Annotated in this window: 13 protein-coding genes; 6 read left to right on the plus strand and 7 right to left on the minus strand. The window is 73.6% G+C overall.

The window, feature by feature from the left end; translation table 11 throughout:
- Positions 1-64 precede the first annotated feature (64 nt).
- Positions 65-1,645, minus strand: coding sequence for a serine/threonine-protein kinase (locus DB32_RS20095; protein ID WP_053234248.1), 1,581 nt, complete (start codon positions 1,643-1,645; stop codon positions 65-67).
- An 85-nt stretch (positions 1,646-1,730) separates the two neighbouring features.
- Between DB32_RS20095 and DB32_RS20100 the strand changes: the two genes are divergently transcribed.
- Genes DB32_RS20100 through DB32_RS20110 form a run of 3 tightly spaced genes read left to right on the plus strand, consistent with a single transcriptional unit; the run spans position 1,731 to position 4,113 of the window.
- Positions 1,731-2,069 (plus strand): arsenosugar biosynthesis-associated peroxidase-like protein, encoded by a 339-nt coding sequence (locus DB32_RS20100; protein ID WP_053234250.1) that lies wholly within the window; start codon positions 1,731-1,733, stop codon positions 2,067-2,069.
- Complete coding sequence (arsS, locus tag DB32_RS20105; RefSeq protein WP_053234252.1) at positions 2,066-3,106, plus strand: arsenosugar biosynthesis radical SAM (seleno)protein ArsS; 1,041 nt, start codon at positions 2,066-2,068, stop codon at positions 3,104-3,106. Before DB32_RS20100 ends, arsS begins: the two co-directional genes overlap by 4 nt.
- Positions 3,103-4,113 carry a cupin domain-containing protein gene (locus DB32_RS20110; protein ID WP_157069212.1) on the plus strand — a complete coding sequence of 337 codons (1,011 nt, stop codon included), beginning with the start codon at positions 3,103-3,105 and terminating at the stop codon, positions 4,111-4,113. Before arsS ends, DB32_RS20110 begins: the two co-directional genes overlap by 4 nt.
- On the opposite strand, the gene DB32_RS20115 is transcribed toward DB32_RS20110, so the two are convergent.
- From DB32_RS20115 to DB32_RS44345, 5 genes are all read right to left on the minus strand, one after another.
- The gene (locus DB32_RS20115; RefSeq protein WP_053234256.1) at positions 4,114-5,034 is read right to left on the minus strand and encodes a hypothetical protein; all 921 of its coding nucleotides are present in this window, start codon (positions 5,032-5,034) and stop codon (positions 4,114-4,116) included.
- A gap of 73 nt (positions 5,035-5,107) precedes the next feature.
- Positions 5,108-6,409 (minus strand): hypothetical protein, encoded by a 1,302-nt coding sequence (locus DB32_RS20120; RefSeq protein ID WP_053234258.1) that lies wholly within the window; start codon positions 6,407-6,409, stop codon positions 5,108-5,110.
- Positions 6,406-8,163: a HEAT repeat domain-containing protein gene (locus DB32_RS20125; protein ID WP_157069213.1), complete on the minus strand. Its 1,758-nt coding sequence runs from the start codon at positions 8,161-8,163 to the stop codon at positions 6,406-6,408. The genes DB32_RS20120 and DB32_RS20125 overlap by 4 nt, the downstream gene beginning before the upstream one ends.
- Positions 8,160-9,707, minus strand: coding sequence for a hypothetical protein (locus DB32_RS20130; RefSeq protein WP_053234265.1), 1,548 nt, complete (start codon positions 9,705-9,707; stop codon positions 8,160-8,162). The genes DB32_RS20125 and DB32_RS20130 overlap by 4 nt, the downstream gene beginning before the upstream one ends.
- 22 nt (positions 9,708-9,729) lie before the next feature.
- Positions 9,730-10,788, minus strand: a complete 1,059-nt coding sequence (locus DB32_RS44345; protein WP_075097562.1) for a uracil-DNA glycosylase — start codon at positions 10,786-10,788, stop codon at positions 9,730-9,732.
- A gap of 91 nt (positions 10,789-10,879) precedes the next feature.
- Here DB32_RS44345 and DB32_RS20140 point away from each other — a divergent pair, with 91 nt between their 5' ends.
- From DB32_RS20140 to DB32_RS20150, 3 genes are all read left to right on the plus strand, one after another.
- Positions 10,880-11,695 carry a glycosyltransferase family 2 protein gene (locus DB32_RS20140; RefSeq protein ID WP_075097563.1) on the plus strand — a complete coding sequence of 272 codons (816 nt, stop codon included), beginning with the start codon at positions 10,880-10,882 and terminating at the stop codon, positions 11,693-11,695.
- A 140-nt stretch (positions 11,696-11,835) separates the two neighbouring features.
- A complete protein-coding gene (locus DB32_RS20145) occupies positions 11,836-12,567 on the plus strand; it encodes a Stp1/IreP family PP2C-type Ser/Thr phosphatase (RefSeq protein WP_053234268.1) in 732 nt (243 codons plus the stop codon).
- The gene (locus DB32_RS20150) at positions 12,549-13,343 is read left to right on the plus strand and encodes a class I SAM-dependent methyltransferase (RefSeq protein ID WP_053234270.1); all 795 of its coding nucleotides are present in this window, start codon (positions 12,549-12,551) and stop codon (positions 13,341-13,343) included. The genes DB32_RS20145 and DB32_RS20150 overlap by 19 nt, the downstream gene beginning before the upstream one ends.
- A gap of 11 nt (positions 13,344-13,354) precedes the next feature.
- Here the strand turns inward: DB32_RS20150 and DB32_RS20155 are convergent, their stop codons facing one another.
- On the minus strand, positions 13,355-15,193 hold the full coding sequence (locus tag DB32_RS20155; protein WP_157069214.1) for an IgGFc-binding protein: 1,839 nt from the start codon (positions 15,191-15,193) through the stop codon (positions 13,355-13,357).

The following is a 15,193-nucleotide window of genomic DNA, read 5'->3' on the forward strand; positions in this document are numbered from 1 at the left end:
GCGGGCGCGCGAGAAGGACGATGCGCCGCACGTGCGGCGCGTCGTCGCGCCACACGCAAAGACGTCACGCTCTGCGGCGCAGCGCGGCGAGCGACGCGATGGCGGCGGCCGCGACCACCGCGAGGATCATCGCGGGCGAGAGCTCGAAGCGCGCTCCGGCGATCGCCGCGCGCGCGAGACCGAGCAGCGCGGAGCCTCCCGCGAGAGAGAGCCCGATCTGCACGCTCGCCGCGAGGCGCGCGCTCGCGTGCTGCACGGCGGGCGCGCTCGACCAGCGCGGCTGGAGCCAGCGCGCGGTGCCCACGGCGCACGCGATCGCGCCGGCGAGGCCCCCGACGATCGCGAGCGCGCGGGAGAGCGCGACGCGCGCTTCGCCCGCGCCGAGCGCACCGTCGGGCCACGAGGCGATCGCGCCGAGGAGCGCAGCCGTCGCGGCGCCACACGCGATGCACGCGACGATCGCGAGCAGCGCCGCCAGCGGTCGCGCGCGCTTCGCGTCGCGCTCGATGTGCTCGGCGCGCTCGATGGTGCCCTGGGGCAACGCCAGCGTGCTCGGGTCGTCGCGCTCGGGGCGCATCGTGCCGACGCTCGCGAGGGGCGCGTCCTCGAGCGTCGCGAGCGCGGCGAGCGCGGCCTCGAGCTCGAGCGCGCTCGCGGGGCGCTCCGCGGGGTCGCGCGCCATCGCGCGCTGGATGACGACCTCGAGCGCGACCGGCACGTCGGGCGCGATCGATCGGGGCCGCGGCGGCGGCTCGATCAGCAGGCGCGCGAGCGTCGCGCCCGGGTCGGCGCCCTCGTAGGGCATGCGCCCGGTGAGCATGCGGTAGAGCACCGCGCCCACCGCGTACACGTCGCTGCGCGGATCCGCCGACGAGCTGCCGCGCGCCTGCTCGGGCGCCATGTACGCGGGCGTCCCGAGCACCACGCCGGTGCGCGTCATCTCGTCCTCGCCGCTCAGCTTCGCGACGCCGAAGTCGAGGATCTTCACCGCGAGCCGGCCGTCGGGCGCGGCCTCGAGGAACAGGTTCGAGGGCTTCAGATCGCGATGCACCACGCTCGCCGCGTGCGCCGCCGCGAGCCCGCGACAGACCTGACGTCCGATCGCGATCGCCTCCGCGGGCGGGACACGCTGCGAGCGATCGAGGCGTCGCTGGAGATCCTCGCCCTCGAGCAAGCCGGTCACGATCGCGGTGCGCCCGTCGTTCGTGCGCAGCACGTCGACGACGTCGAGCACGAAGTCCGATCGGATGCGCGCGAGCGCGCTCGCCTCGCGCTCGAAGCGCCGCACGGCCTCGGGCTTGTCGGCGTGCGACTCGTGCAGGACCTTCACCGCGAAGCGGCGATCGAGCCGCGTGTGCTCCGCCTCGTAGAGCCGCCCCATCCCGCCGCGGCCGATGGTGCGCGCGAGACGGTACGTGCCCGCGAGCACCACGCCGACGAGCGGATCGCCGCCCTGCCCCGCCACGCCGAGCGGCGTCGCGTCCCGCGGGCACACCACGTACGAGGGCGGGAAGTCTTGCCCGCACGTCGCGCACCGGTTCCGCGGCGCGCGCATCGCGTGCACCCCGCTCCCGCCCCGACGACGCACGGCCGGAGGCGACGGATCGGGATCCTGGAGCGTGCTGTCGAGGCCGGAGGGCACCACGCCCGCGACGCTAGCCCGACCTCGCGCGACGCTCCCAATTCGCAGCAGGCCCGGGGTACGTTGCGCGCACACGGAGGATCTCGAGATGCACCGCCCGCACTACTACGACGAGCACGACCTGGGACGCTTCGGCGAGGTCGGCGAGAACGCGCCCGAGCTCGCGAAGAAATTCTTCGACTGGTACGGCGCGGTCTTCGCGGACGGCGCGCTCAGCGCGCGCGAGAAGTCGCTGATCGCGCTCGCGGTCGCGCACGCGGTGCAGTGCCCGTACTGCATCGACGCGTACAGCAAGGACGCGCTCGAGAAGGGCTCGGATCTCGATCAGATGACCGAGGCGGTGCACGTCGCGGCGGCGATCCGCGGGGGCGCGTCGCTCGTGCACGGCGTGCAGATGCGGAACAAGGCGAACGGGATCTCGATGTGAGCTCGCCCAAGTCGCTCCCGACGCTCCGCGCGCGCGGCGCTCCGCTCGCGAGCTCCGAGGCACAGCGCGCGCTGCTGCGCTCGCTCCCGATCGCGCGCGAGTTCGACGACGCGCTCGGGAGCCCGTTGCGCGCGGCGCGCATCGACGTGATGCAGATCAACGTCGGCAAGCTGTGCAACCAGACCTGCCGGCACTGCCACGTCGACGCGGGGCCCGATCGCCGCGAGGTGATGAGCCGCGAGACGATGCAGCTCTGCCTCGACGCGCTCGCGCGCACCGACATCCCGACCGTCGACATCACGGGCGGCGCGCCGGAGCTCACGCCGCACTTCCGGTGGCTCGTCGAGCAGGTGCGCGCGCTCGGGCGGCACGTGATCGATCGCTGCAACCTCACGATCCTCGAGACCCCGACGCACCGCGATCTCCCCGAGTTCTTCGCGCAGCATCGCGTCGAGGTCGTGTGCTCGCTGCCGCACTACGCGCGCCTCTCCACGGACCGACAGCGCGGCGACGGAGTGCACGAGAGATCGATCCGCGCGCTCCGCCGTCTCAACGAAGTCGGGTACGGAGACGGGCGATCCGGCCTGCGCCTCGTGCTCGTGACCAACCCGGTGGGCGCGTTCCTGCCGGGCGCGCAGGCCTCGCTCGAGGCGGAGTGGAAGCGCGAGATGAAGCAGCGCCACGACGTGTCCTTCGACGCGCTCTACACGATCACGAACATGCCGATCAGCCGCTACCTCGAGTGGCTCGAGAGCTCCGGCAACCTGAAGCGCTACCTCGATGCGCTCGTCGCCGCGTTCAACCCCGCGGCGGCGCGCGGCGTCATGTGCCGGAGCACGATCTCGATCGGCTGGGACGGCACGCTCTACGACTGCGACTTCAACCAGATGCTCGAGATGCCGGTGCACGCGTCGGCGCCGCGACACGTGCGCGACTTCGATCGCGCGGCGCTCGAGGCGCGCACCATCGAGATCGATCGGCACTGCTTCGGGTGCACCGCGGGCGCGGGATCGAGCTGCGGCGGAGCGACGACGTGACGCGGGCGCATCGCATCGCGCTCGCGCTCCTCGCGCTCGCGCCGGTCGGCATCACGGGCTGCGGCGGCTACACACCGCGAGACGCGCGCGGAGAGGAAGTCAGCGCGCGCGAGTCGGGCGGCGGTGAAGCGAGCGTCTCGGTCGAGTCCGAGGCCGCCTCCGCGCCTGCGGCGATGCCGGCGAGCGCGGACTCGTCGGGCAGCGGAAGGAGCCTCTACCTCAGCCGCGACTCCGTCGTCGCGGTCCCGCGCCCCGAGCCGTCGCCGTGGGACGCGCACGAGTGGGCGATCGCGCCGGCGTCGCCGCAGCGCGTGATGCTCGCCACGCTCGAGCTCCCGCCCGGCCACGCGTTCCGCCCGCCCGCGACGACGTGCCAGGACGTGATCCTCTTCGTGCGCGCCGGACAGCTCGAAGCGACGGGCACCGGCATCGCGACGAGCGACGCGCCTGCGACGCTCTACGCCGGCGACGCGGTGCGCTTCGGCCCCGAGGGCGACGGTCTCGCGGTGAACCCGGGCACCACGCGCGTGCGCACCGTGATGGCGGTCGCGCGTCGCGCGGGCACCGGCGCCGCGCGGGCACCCGCGCCGCGCGGTGACGCATGCGCGATCGCCGCGTCGCATCACGATCCGCTGGTGCGGCCGCTGCGCATCGGCTCGGTCGCGACGACGCCGCCGCTGCGCGCGCCCGGCGGGCGCATGGACGTGCGGATCCTGCTCGACACCGACGGTGCCGGCGCGGAGCACGGTGCGCTCTCGTGGCTCGAAGGTCCGCCGGACGTGACCGTGCCCGAGCACCGACACGGCGAGGCCGTCGAGGTGCTGTTGTTCGAAGACGGCGAGGGCACGATGCGGCTCGGAAACCAGGAGATCGCGGTGCGCCCCGGCGTCGCGATCTACGTGCCCGAGGGCACGCTCCACTCGTTCCGCAGCGCGGGCACGCGCCCGCTGCGCGCGATCCAGATCTACGCGCCCGCCGGGCCCGAGCAGCGCTTCCGCGGGATGTGATCACTCCTCGAGCTCGAGCAGCACCGAGACGGTGCGCGGGGCGCTCGGATCGTCCATCGGGAGCGTCTGGTTCGGCGACTGCGCGCCGTCGTGGTTCGCGATGCGCGCGAAGAGCGCGACGGTGCGCGGGCGCGCCGCGCCCATGCCCGCATCGAGCACGGCGCGCGGGAGGAACGTCTCGCACGCGTCCGCGCCGCACGTCGTCGGGGCGTCGTTCGCGGTGATCCAGAAGAAGTCCGACGGGCTGCTCGCGCGCACGAAGTCACGCCATCCGGTGCGCGCGTCGGAGCCCGACGCCGTGCGCGACATCGCGTTCGTGGCCCACGCGAGATCGGCGACGAACCCGCTCGGCACCACGTACGCCGACGACGGCGAGAGCGCGTCGTCGATCGCGCCGTCGGTGTCGCTCATCGCCGTGAGCGCGAGGCCCTCGGTCGTGCCGAGCGCCCGATCGACGTAGACGGTGATCGCGTTCGTCGGTGCGTTCGCGTCGATGCGCCCTTCGATCGCGAGATAGAGCCCGTCGTCGCGCAGCATCGCGCGCATGCGGCGGAGCTCGTTGCCGGCCCACACGGTGGCGACGGTGCTCGCGACCGAGCTCGCCCCGGCCCACTCGTCGTCGCCGACGACGCCGTCGATCACGGGCGGTGCCGTGACCGCGCCCGCGTCGTCGTCGTGCGATCCCGCGTCGGGACGCGTCTCGCTCGCGTCGAGCTCCGTGGCCGCGTCGAGCTCGGTGGCCGCGTCGAGCTCCGTGCCCGCGTCGACCCCGCTGCCCGCGTCGTCGTCGGATGGCTGGGCGTCGCCGGCGGACGATGCGTCGCGTCGCCGCCCCGCATCGTCGCGCTCGGGCAGCTCGCTCGCCCCCGACACGCACCCGAGCCCCGCGATCGCCCACACCGCGAACCAGCGCCACTGCATCGGCCACCCCCGGAAAGACGGCCGAAGATACAGCGACACGCGCGCATGCGTCACGGCCCCACTGCGATTCGTGTCAGCGAAGCCGCGCGACGCTCGACGCGTCGCCGCACGCGCACGGCACCACCCGCACCGCGCCCTCGAGATCGACGAGCCGCCCGACGATCCACGCCGGCGGGCGCTCCTTCGCGAGCAGATCGAGCGCGGCTGCCGCGCCGGGATCCTCGTCGCGCGCGATCGGGATCGGCTCGCCGACCGCGTCGACGAGGAACCCGTCTTCGACCCCGGTGCACCCGATCAGCTGCACCGGCTCGGCGAGCGCGGGCGACGCGGCGAGCGCCTCGCGATACACGTCGACGAGCATCGACGCGCGACGCACCGCGTGCGCGAGCGCCTTCTCGAGCTCGCTCGGCTGCACGTCGATCGCGACCGTGTACTGGAGGATGCGCACCCGCCGCGGCGCGGGGCCCTCCTCGATCTCCGCGAGCCCGACGAAGAGCGACCGCGGGCACGGCCCGAGCGACGGCGGCGTCGCGCTGCGCGCGCGCTCTTCGCAGAGCACCTCGCCGGTCGCGAGATCGAGCAGGTAGCGGCGCTCGATCGCGGCGCGCTGGATCCCGTCCAGCGACTCGCGCGCGAGCTCGATCATCGCGCGATCGACGACGCGCTCGAGCTCCGATGGGCCGTGCGCGCCGAGCCACGCGGCCGCACGCGCGCGTCCGATCGGCCCGGTGCGCGCGCCGCGGAGATCGTCGCCAGCGCGCGTCGCGCCGTCGAGCAGCCGCGCGACGGTGCGCGCGTCGCCCGCGCCCATCGCGCGCTCGAGCCGCCCGATCCACCGCGACACCGGGTTCGGCACCGGCACCATCCCACGCGCGACGCGATCGAGCGCCTCGCGCACGCTCGGCGAGTCGCGTCCCGTGATGCCCGCGCGCACGACCGCGAGCACCACGTCGTCGAGCGCGTCGGCGAGACGTCGTCCGCGGTCCACGAGCTCGTCGCCCGCGGCGCTCGGCACCGGCCGCAGCGGGCGCGCGACCTGCGGCTCCGGGCGCGCCTCCGCGAGCACCCAGCGGAGCGCCGCGCGCACCCACGGCGACGACGGCGCGCCCGAGCTCTCGCGCCCCGCGCTGCCGTCGGTGCACGACCACGCGAGCTCGCCATCGCGCAGCACGAGCGTGACCTGCTCCACGCGCCCCTCGACGCGCACGTCGAGCGAGACGCGCTCCACGCTCGACTCGCGCGTCGCCTCGGGCGGGATCGAGAACCGATCGGTGGTGCGCGCCTTCCCGCCGCGCGGCGCGTCGGGCAGCGTGATCGACGGCACCGTGATCGGATCGTCGCCGAGCGCGCGGCGCGCCGAGTCGCGCAGGCTCACGCGGCCTCCACCGACGCCGACGACGCGAGCGCCTCGCGGCGGCGTCGCAGCTCGAAGCGCACGTTGCTCGGCACGCGCCGCAGATCGAGATCGAGCACCTCGTCGAGCAGCCCGCGCGCGATGTCGAGACGACCTGCGCGCTCCATCTCCTCGGCGCGCCGCAGCACCACGCCCGCGAGCGTGCGCACCACCGGACGCTCGTGCTCCACCCACGCGCGGTTGGCCTCGATCGCGCGGCGGAACGCGCCGAGCGCGCGCGCCGGCTCGCCCTGACGCACGTGCGCGAGCGCGATCGCCGCGAGCGGCTCCGGCCACCGCGGGCGTCGCGCGGCCGCGAGCTCGAACCACGCGATCGCGCGCCCGACCGCGCCGATCGCGAGCCACAGCCGACCGAGCAGCAGATCGAAGCGGCCCTGCAGCCGCGCCCAGAACGTCTCCTCCGCGCCGCGCGCGACGACGCCGGCGCGCGCCGCGGTCGCGAGCGAGCTCGGCTCGGCGGGCACCGGAGGCTCCTCGCCGCGCAGATCCATCTGCGCGCGGATCGCCGCCGCCGCGTCCTCGACGTCGGCGAGCAGCGCGCTCGGCGGCTCGCGATCGCGCAGCGCCTCGAGCGCGCGCAGCGCGCGACCGTCACCGATGCGCCCCAGCGCGCGCACCAGCACGCCGAGCAGCGCGGCGTCGCGCCGATCGAGCATGCGGATCAGCAGCTCGACGTCCTCGCTCGTCGCGGCCCACTCCATCGCCTCGGCGGCCGCGAGCACGACGCGCGGATCGTCGCCGCGCAGCAGCGTGCGCAGATACGCGAGCCCGCGCGCATCACCGGCCAGCGCGAGCGCGCCCGCGAGCACCGCGCGCTCGAGATCGACCACGCTGCGCTCGTGTGCCGCGACGAGCGCCGGACGCGCGCGCGGATCGTCGATGCGCGCCAGCGCGCGCGCCGCATCGGGCACGAGCTCGGGCACGCGGCTCTCGAGCAACGACACCAGCGCGGGCAGCAGGCGTGGATCGCCCGCACACCGCAGCGACTCCAGCAGCGCGCGGCGCGACGCGAGATCCGACGCGCCGTCGCTCCCCTCGAGCACCGCCGACAGGTGCGCGATCACGCGATCGGGCAAGAGCCGCGCACGCAGCCCGATCCACGCGCGCTGCTCGCCGGGCAGCTCCGCGATCGGCTCGGTCGTGGTCTCGCCCTCCCAGAACCGCGCGATCTCCGGCTCGAGCTTCTTCACGAGCTCGGCCCACGGCTCGTCCTCGTCGCGCGCCTCGTCGCCGACCTCGCCCGGCAGCGCAGCACGCGCGCGCGTGACCTCGAACGCGACGTCGGGATCGCGATGCCCGATCAGCACCTGCTCGATCGCGCCGATGCGCGCGTCGTCGAGGTCCCCGCGCTCGAGCATCTCGCGAAACCGGAGCGCCGCCGCGCGCCGCTGCTGCAAGCTCCCGCCGCGCAGCACCGCGACGAGCGTGGGCACGTCGTCGAGCTCGGCGATGCACGGCCGATCCTCGCCGGGCCGCGCCGCGAGACGACCGAGGAACGACCCGTCGACGGGCGTGCTCGCGGCTGGGCGCGCGTCCTCGGGCTCGCCCACCCGCAGGTCCGAGAGCGCGCCCCGCGCGATCGTCGCGACCAGCTCGCGCGCGACCTCGCGATCGTCGGCCTCGCCGCCGACGCCGAGCGTCTTGCGCAGCGCGTCCTCGCCCGGCGCCGCGCCGCGACGCACGCGCTCGACCAGGCGCCGCCCGACGTCGCTCACGCGATCTTCACCCTCGTGCGGACGAGCCCGATGCCGCTGCCGATCCACAGCGTCGTCTCCTCGTCACGCCGCTCCACGACGAGCGCGTGCACGCGCTGATCGCCCTCGGGATCGCCGGCCCCCGTGACGTGGTGCTTCGCGCGCACCTCCTCGAGATCGACGACGATCGAAGGACGCTCGCCGGTCGCGATCGCGGCGCGCACCACGAGCCCGCGATCGGTCCCCTCCGCGAGCACGCCCGCGTAGAGCGCCGCGCCCGAGGGCTCCGCCGCGAGCGCGATCGCGCCCGCGTCGCGCAGCGCGTCGAGCACCTCCCAGCGCTGCCCGTCGTCGCGCGTGACGTACGGCGCGAGCCCCGGCACGTCGGTCGTGAGCACCACGATCGGGCCGAGCGCCGCCACGAAGATCTCGTGCTCGTCGGGGAGCCCCGCGATCGTCGGACCGGCGACGTTCCGCCACGAGCGCCCGCCGTCGCGCGTGCGGATCAACCGCATCGCGCCGCCGCGCGCGCCGAGCACGCCGACGACCCCGCCCTCGACGTCGTGCCCGACCGCGAGCACCGCGCCCGGGATCAGCGGACGCGACCACGTCGCGCCCTCGTCGTCGCTGCGCACGAGCGCGCCGCCGCGCGTGAGCCCCCAGAGGCGCACCCCGCCCGCGTGCGGCTCCGCGAGCAGGTGGAACGCGCCGACGCTCGTCGCTTCGCCGCGACGCAGCGCCTCGACGGGCTCGAAGCGCTCGCCGTCGGTCGAGCGCGCGACGCCGCCGAGCTGCAGGCCCACGAGCAGCGCGCCCGACGCGGTGCGCACGAGGCTGGTCGGCTCGTCCCCATCGAGCCCGATCGCGTCGATCTCGGAGACCTCGTCGCCTTCGATCCGGTAGAGCGTGCGTCCGCCCGCCAAGCCGCCGCCGATCGCGAGGATCGCGTCGTCGTCGGGCCCCAGCCACCGCGACGTCGCGGGCATGCGCGGCAGCGAGAGCGCGGGGTGCTCGGGGCGCTCGTCGGCGCCGGGGAGCGCGTCGATCTCGCCCTCCCCCTCGAGCTCCAGATCGTCCGCGAGCTCGTCCTCGCGGCTCGGCGTCGACGCCGGCAGACCGACCGGCGCGTCGTCGTCGTCGAGCGCGTCGAGGCGCTCCTCGACGCCCTCCTCGCCTGCGTCCCGCACCAGCGAGGGCTCGCGCTCCTCGTCGAGATCCGCGTCGTCGAGATCGGCGTCCCACCCGGGCGCCTCGGCGGCCTCCGAGCCCTCGGTCCAGCCGCCCTCCTCGCCCTCGTCGAGCTCGGGATCCTCGGTCAGCGGCTCTTCGGCCGCGTCCCAGCTCTCGTCCGCGTCGTCGTCGTCGAGCGCGTCGAGGAAGTCCTCCTCGCCCTCGACGCCGGTCGACACGTCGAGCCCCACCGTCTCGTCGCCCTCGTCGCCCTCGTCGATGTCGTCCGCGAGGCCGAGCCCGAGATCGCCCGCGGGCTCGTCGTCGCCGGCGATGTCGGGGAGCCCGGGGAGCTCGTCGTCGTCGGCGGTCTGCGGTCGGGGAGCACGGATCATCGATGGATGATGTAGCCCTCGGTCAGCCCTTTCGCGAGCCCTGCGGCGGCACCTGGCGCCCGAGGCGCTGCAGGACCTTCTGCAGATCCTCCCACACCGGCCGCTTCATCTCGGGCGAGCGCAGCAGGAACGCGGGGTGGTACGTCGGCATGACCGGCACGCCGCGCCAGGTGCCCCACATGCCGCGCCACGAGCGACCGGGCTCGGCGCACCCGAGGTTCTCGGCGGCGCAGCGCCCGAGCGCGACGATGACCTTCGGCGCGACGATCTCGAGCTGCTTCGCGAGGAACGGCTCGCACGCGCCGGCCTCGTCGGGGAGCGGCGTGCGGTTCTCGGGCGGGCGGCACTTCACGACGTTGCACACGTAGACCGCGTCGCGGTCGAAGCCCATCGCGGCGACCATGCGATCGAGCAGCTGCCCGGCGGGCCCGACGAACGGCGAGCCCTGCTGGTCCTCGTGGTAGCCCGGCCCCTCGCCGACGAACGCGATCTCGGTGATCGGCGTGCCGCGCGAGAACACGGAATTCGTCCGCCCCTCGCACAGACGACACGCGCGACAGGTCGCGGCCTCGGCGGCCAGCACCTCGAGCGCGCGATGCTTCTGCTCGGGCGCGAGCGCGGTGACGGGAGCTGCCGCCGGCTCGAATGCGGGGGTCGCGGGGTGACGCGTCGCGGCCGCCGGCTGCGGCGCGACTGCCTCGGGCTGGCGTGCGACTGCGTCGGGCTGGCGTGCGACTGCGTCGGGCTGGCGTGCGACTGCGTCGGGCTGGCGTGCGACTGCCTCGGGCTGGCGTGCGACTGCCTCGGGCTGGCGTGCGACTGCCTCGGGCTGGCGTGCGACCTCCGCCGGGTGCCGTGTGACCTCGGCCGGGTGCCGTGTAACCTCGGCCGGGTGCCGCGTAACCTCCGCCGGCGCTCCTGCGACGTCGGCCGTCGCGGCGCCCTGCGGGGGCGAGACCGGCACGGCGCTCTCCGTCGCGTCGGCCCACGGCACGGCCGCGCCGCCCATGCCCTCTTCCCACGCGAGGTGCTCGCGCACCATCGCTGCGATCGCGGCCAGCTCCTCGTCGTACGCGCTCACGGGACGTTCCCTCTACCACGACCGCGCGCCCGATCACGACGGCGTCCGGCTCTGGCCACTGCGCACGCGAGCGGCTAGCCTCGCCGCGTCCATGCCCAGCAGCGAGCCCGTCCTCTCGGTCGTGATCCCCTGCTACAACGAGCGCGGGACCATCCACTCGTGCCTGGAGCGCGTGCTGCGCTCGCCCGTCGAGTCGATCGAGGTCGTCGTCGTCGACGACGGGAGCACCGATGGAACGCGCGACCTGCTCACCCGCGGTCCCGCGCTCGACCCGCGCGTCCGCGTGGTCCTCCACGCGCAGAACGGCGGCAAGGGCGCGGCGCTCCGCACCGGGTTCCAGGAAGCGCGCGGGCGCTTCGTGCTGATCCAGGACGCCGACCTCGAGTACGACCCGAACGAGTACCCGAAGCTGCTCCAGCCGCTGCTCGAGGATCGCGCGGACGTCGTGTTCGGATCGCGCTTCGCGGGCGGCGGGTCGCACCGCGTCCTCTACTACTGGCACTCGGTCGCGAACCACATGCTCACGACGCTGAGCAACATGCTGACCGACCTGAACCTCACGGACATGGAGACTTGCTACAAGGTCTTCCGCCGCGAGGTGCTGCAGCAGCTGACGCTCGAGGAGAACCGCTTCGGCATCGAGCCCGAGCTCACCGCGAAGGTCGCGGGGCTCGGCGTGCGCGTCTACGAAGTGCCGATCAGCTACCACGGCCGCACCTACGCCGAGGGCAAGAAGATCGGGCTGAAGGACGCGTTCCGCGCGGTCTACTGCATCGTCCGCTACGGCGTGCCCGCGCGGATCAGCGCGGCCGAGGTCGCGCGCTCGCAGGCCGCGGCGGCGCGCGATGCGGAGCGCGACGACGCGCGCAGCACCGCCGAGCGCGCGGAAGCGGCGCGGCGCAATTGAGCGACCGATCGGTCATCGCGCGCTGGATCATCGATTGACTGCGTTCGTGGCGCCGCGTTAGCGTTCACGGGCTCAACGGAGGGAACCGCGAAGTGGCGTCCAGTGCTCGTGTTCTCGTCGCCGGCGAGACCAACGTCGGGATGAAGCGCACTCACAACGAGGACGCCTACGACCTCATCGACGACGAGCGTCTGTACCTCGTCGCCGACGGCATGGGCGGACACGCCTCCGGTGAGGTCGCCAGCAAGATGGCGATCGAGACGCTGCGCGAGTTCTTCTCCGCGACGTCGCAGGATCCCGAGGCGACCTGGCCGTACAAGATGGACAAGGCGCGCGGGTACGAGGAGAACCGGCTGATCACCGGGATCAAGCTCGCGAACCTGCGCATCCACGAGGCCGCGCAGCGCGAGCCGCGCCTGCGCGGCATGGGCACCACGATCGTCGCGATCCTCGTGATCGACGACGGAGTGCTCATCGCGCACGTGGGCGACTCGCGCGTCTATCGCCTTCGGCAGGGCAAGCTCGAGCAGCTCACCGACGATCACTCGCTCCTCAACGACTACATCAAGATGAAGCGTTTGACGGAGGAGGAGATCGCGAACTTCCCGCACAAGAACGTCATCGTGCGCGCGCTGGGCATGAAGGAGACCGTGAAGGTCGACACGCGCCTCGATCCGCCGCAGCCCGGTGACGTCTACCTGCTCTGCTCGGACGGGCTCTGCGGCCCGGTGAGCGATCAGGAGATCGGCGAGATCGCGCAGTCCTCGAACGATCTGAAGGGCGTCGCGTCGAAGCTGATCGAGCGCGCGAACGCGAACGGCGGACCGGACAACGTCACCGTCGTGCTCGCGAAGTGGATCGGCAAGGGCTGATCTCCGCGCTCCGTCGCCTGCGCGAGGGGGTCGGCGAGCTGCGCGCGAGACCGAGCTCGGAGCGCGCGGCGCGCGCGATCGAGCGACAGCTCGACTACCAGCGTCGCAAAGCATCGGCGATCGCGCGCGACCACGAGCGCATCGAGCGGATCATGAGCGCGCGGACGAGCGCGCTGGTCGCGACGCTCTCGCCGCACGTCGCGATCACGGCGAGCACGCGCGTGCTCGAGGTCGGCTCGGGCGCGCACGGGCACGTGTTCTTCCTCGGCGTGCGGGGCGCGATCGGTGTCGATCCGCTCGCGGACGAGTACCGCGCGCTCTTCCCGTGGCAGTCGCGCGCCGAGACGATCGCGGCGTACGGCGAGCGCCTGCCGTTCGACGATGCGCGCTTCGATCTCGTCGTCTCGGACAACGTGATCGATCACGCCGAGCGCCCTGCCGCGATCGTCGACGAGCTCGTGCGCGTGCTCGCTCCGGGCGGCGTCCTCTACTTCACGGTGCACGTGCACCACGCGATCTACGACGTGCTGTCGCGCGCGTACGGCCTCGTGACGCACGTCGGTCTGCCGCGCGATCTCGGTGGCCCGTTCGCCGATCACACGGTGCACCTCACGGCGCGCGACGCAGAGCGCCTCGTCGCGCGCGACGACCTCGAGATCCTGCACCGCGCGCTGCATCCCGAGCCCGCGCCGAAACGCAGACGGCGCGTCGACCACCTGAAGCGCGTGCTCGCGAAGAACACGACCTTCGAGGTGATCGCGCGCCGTCGCGCGTGATCACGTGACGATCAGATGGGCTCGTTGATCGACTCGAGGTCGAGGCCGCCCGGGTACATGTAGCTCGTGTACTGGCCGAACCCGTACACGACGATGCCGAACTCCTGCGAGCTCGTGATCGTGTGCGCGCCGCCGGTGATCTCGACGCGCGCCACGCCGAAGCCGGTGCCGCCGACCGGGAGGAACCCGAGCACGTTCGTGCCGTCGAGCGTCACGGTCGCGCCCATCGGCGCGGTGACGTTCACGAAGCTGCGCACGTAGGTGCTCGGCGCGAGGAACGTGTACTCGGTGCGGTACTGATCGGTCGGGATCGCGAGCGACATCGACGGATCGCCCACGTCGCCGATCGATGCGTTGATGCCCGGGTAGTTCTGGCCGACGAGGAACTGCGCGACGCTGATCGCCTCGGTGCCCGACACGCGGAAGCTCTGGCGCGCCTCGAACTCGACGGTCTGACCGCGGTTCAGCGTGACCGCCGCGTGCGTCGAAGCGGGATCGAAGGTGATCATGTTCCCGTCGCGCGCGGACATGATGCGGACGACGTTCGGCTCGTTCATCAGCGGCTGCGTGATCGAGACGATCGCCTCGCGTCCCCACGCCTCCTCGGGGAAGAGCGCTTCCTCGAGGTGATCGCACGCCCAGCGGTTCGCGGGCATGAACGCGCAGTTGTGGCCGCCGTACACCGCGACGCGGCCGCCGGTCGCGCGGATCTCGGTGCCGGTGAGATCGTACTCGGCGCCGACCGTGCAGTACTCGACGCGGCGTCCCGCGAGCACCGAGCCCTGCATGTCCGCGGCGCCGAACGGCGTGCACGACGCGGGGCGCGAGGCGACGAGCTGCAGCACGTCACCCGCGTTGAGCGTGAACATGCCGGTCTGGCCGGGCGTGAACGCCTGGACCATCCCGTCGGTCGACGCGCGCACGTGCGCGCTGAACGTGATCGACACCTCGGTCGCGGCATCCGAGGCGCCGACGATCGTGAGGAACCCGGGGCTCTGTCCTTCCTGCGGCGTGCCCTCGGTGCCGAAGTTGATCGGCGTGATCCGCATGTGACGCGTGGCGACCGAGGTCACGAGGTAGTTGCCGGTCAGCGCGTGCGTCGGCAGGAGCAGCGACGCGTCGTTGGTGAACGAGAAGCACTGCCCGTCGCCGAAGCCGTCGTCGAGCGGCGACTCGTCGGCGCAGTCGCGCGCGATGCGGTACTCGAGCGGGTTGAACTGGTAGACCGTCACCGGCAGCGACGAGCGCAGGCGGTACGCCGCGCCGCGGAGGAGCGTCGACTCCTCGATCTGATCGGTCTGCGAGAACTGCTGCTTGAGCTCGGTGACCCACGGCAGCTCGATCGTCTGCACCGCGCCGGGCGCGACGGTCACCGTGCGGACCATCGCGGTGCCGCGCGTGACCGTGACCTGTGCGGCGCTCGACTGCGGGTTCGCGACGACGACGGCGAACGGGAAGTCGGACGCGACCTGCGAGTTCAGCGTCGTGACCGGCCAGTACTCGCAGCCGATGTACGAGTTCGCGGCCTCGGCGTCGGCGCACGGTGAGCTGCACGTCACGCTGGTCGCGTTGCACACGAGGCCCGCCGAGGCGTCGCACGTCTCGACGACGTCGTAGCCCGAGCCGTCGGGCCGGCAGCGCTGCAGCGTGTCGCCGTCGCACATGCCGCGGTTGGGAAGGCAGGCGACGCAGCCCATTCCGGGCGCGCACGTGCCACCCGTCTCGCTGCAGTTGCGCCGTCCGGACTCCGTGCCGTCCGGATTGCAGCTGACCTCCTCGGCCCCGAGGCAGATCCGAGCCGGACCACCGGCGGTGCACGGCGTCGCGCCTTGGCCGTCCGGTGGCGTCAT

The organism is Sandaracinus amylolyticus (assembly GCF_000737325.1).
In the GTDB taxonomy this organism is placed as follows: Bacteria; Myxococcota_A; Polyangia; order Polyangiales; family Sandaracinaceae; genus Sandaracinus; species Sandaracinus amylolyticus.

Coding starts and splice junctions, on each gene's coding strand:
- DB32_RS20145 (WP_053234268.1), top strand. CDS start 11,836: ATGAAGCGCACTCACAACGAGGACGCCTACGACCTCATCGACGACGAG.
- DB32_RS20140 (WP_075097563.1), top strand. CDS start 10,880: ATGCCCAGCAGCGAGCCCGTCCTCTCGGTCGTGATCCCCTGCTACAAC.
- DB32_RS20155 (WP_157069214.1), bottom strand. CDS start 15,193: ATGACGCCACCGGACGGCCAAGGCGCGACGCCGTGCACCGCCGGTGGT.
- DB32_RS20115 (WP_053234256.1), bottom strand. CDS start 5,034: ATGCAGTGGCGCTGGTTCGCGGTGTGGGCGATCGCGGGGCTCGGGTGC.
- DB32_RS20100 (WP_053234250.1), top strand. CDS start 1,731: ATGCACCGCCCGCACTACTACGACGAGCACGACCTGGGACGCTTCGGC.
- DB32_RS20130 (WP_053234265.1), bottom strand. CDS start 9,707: ATGATCCGTGCTCCCCGACCGCAGACCGCCGACGACGACGAGCTCCCC.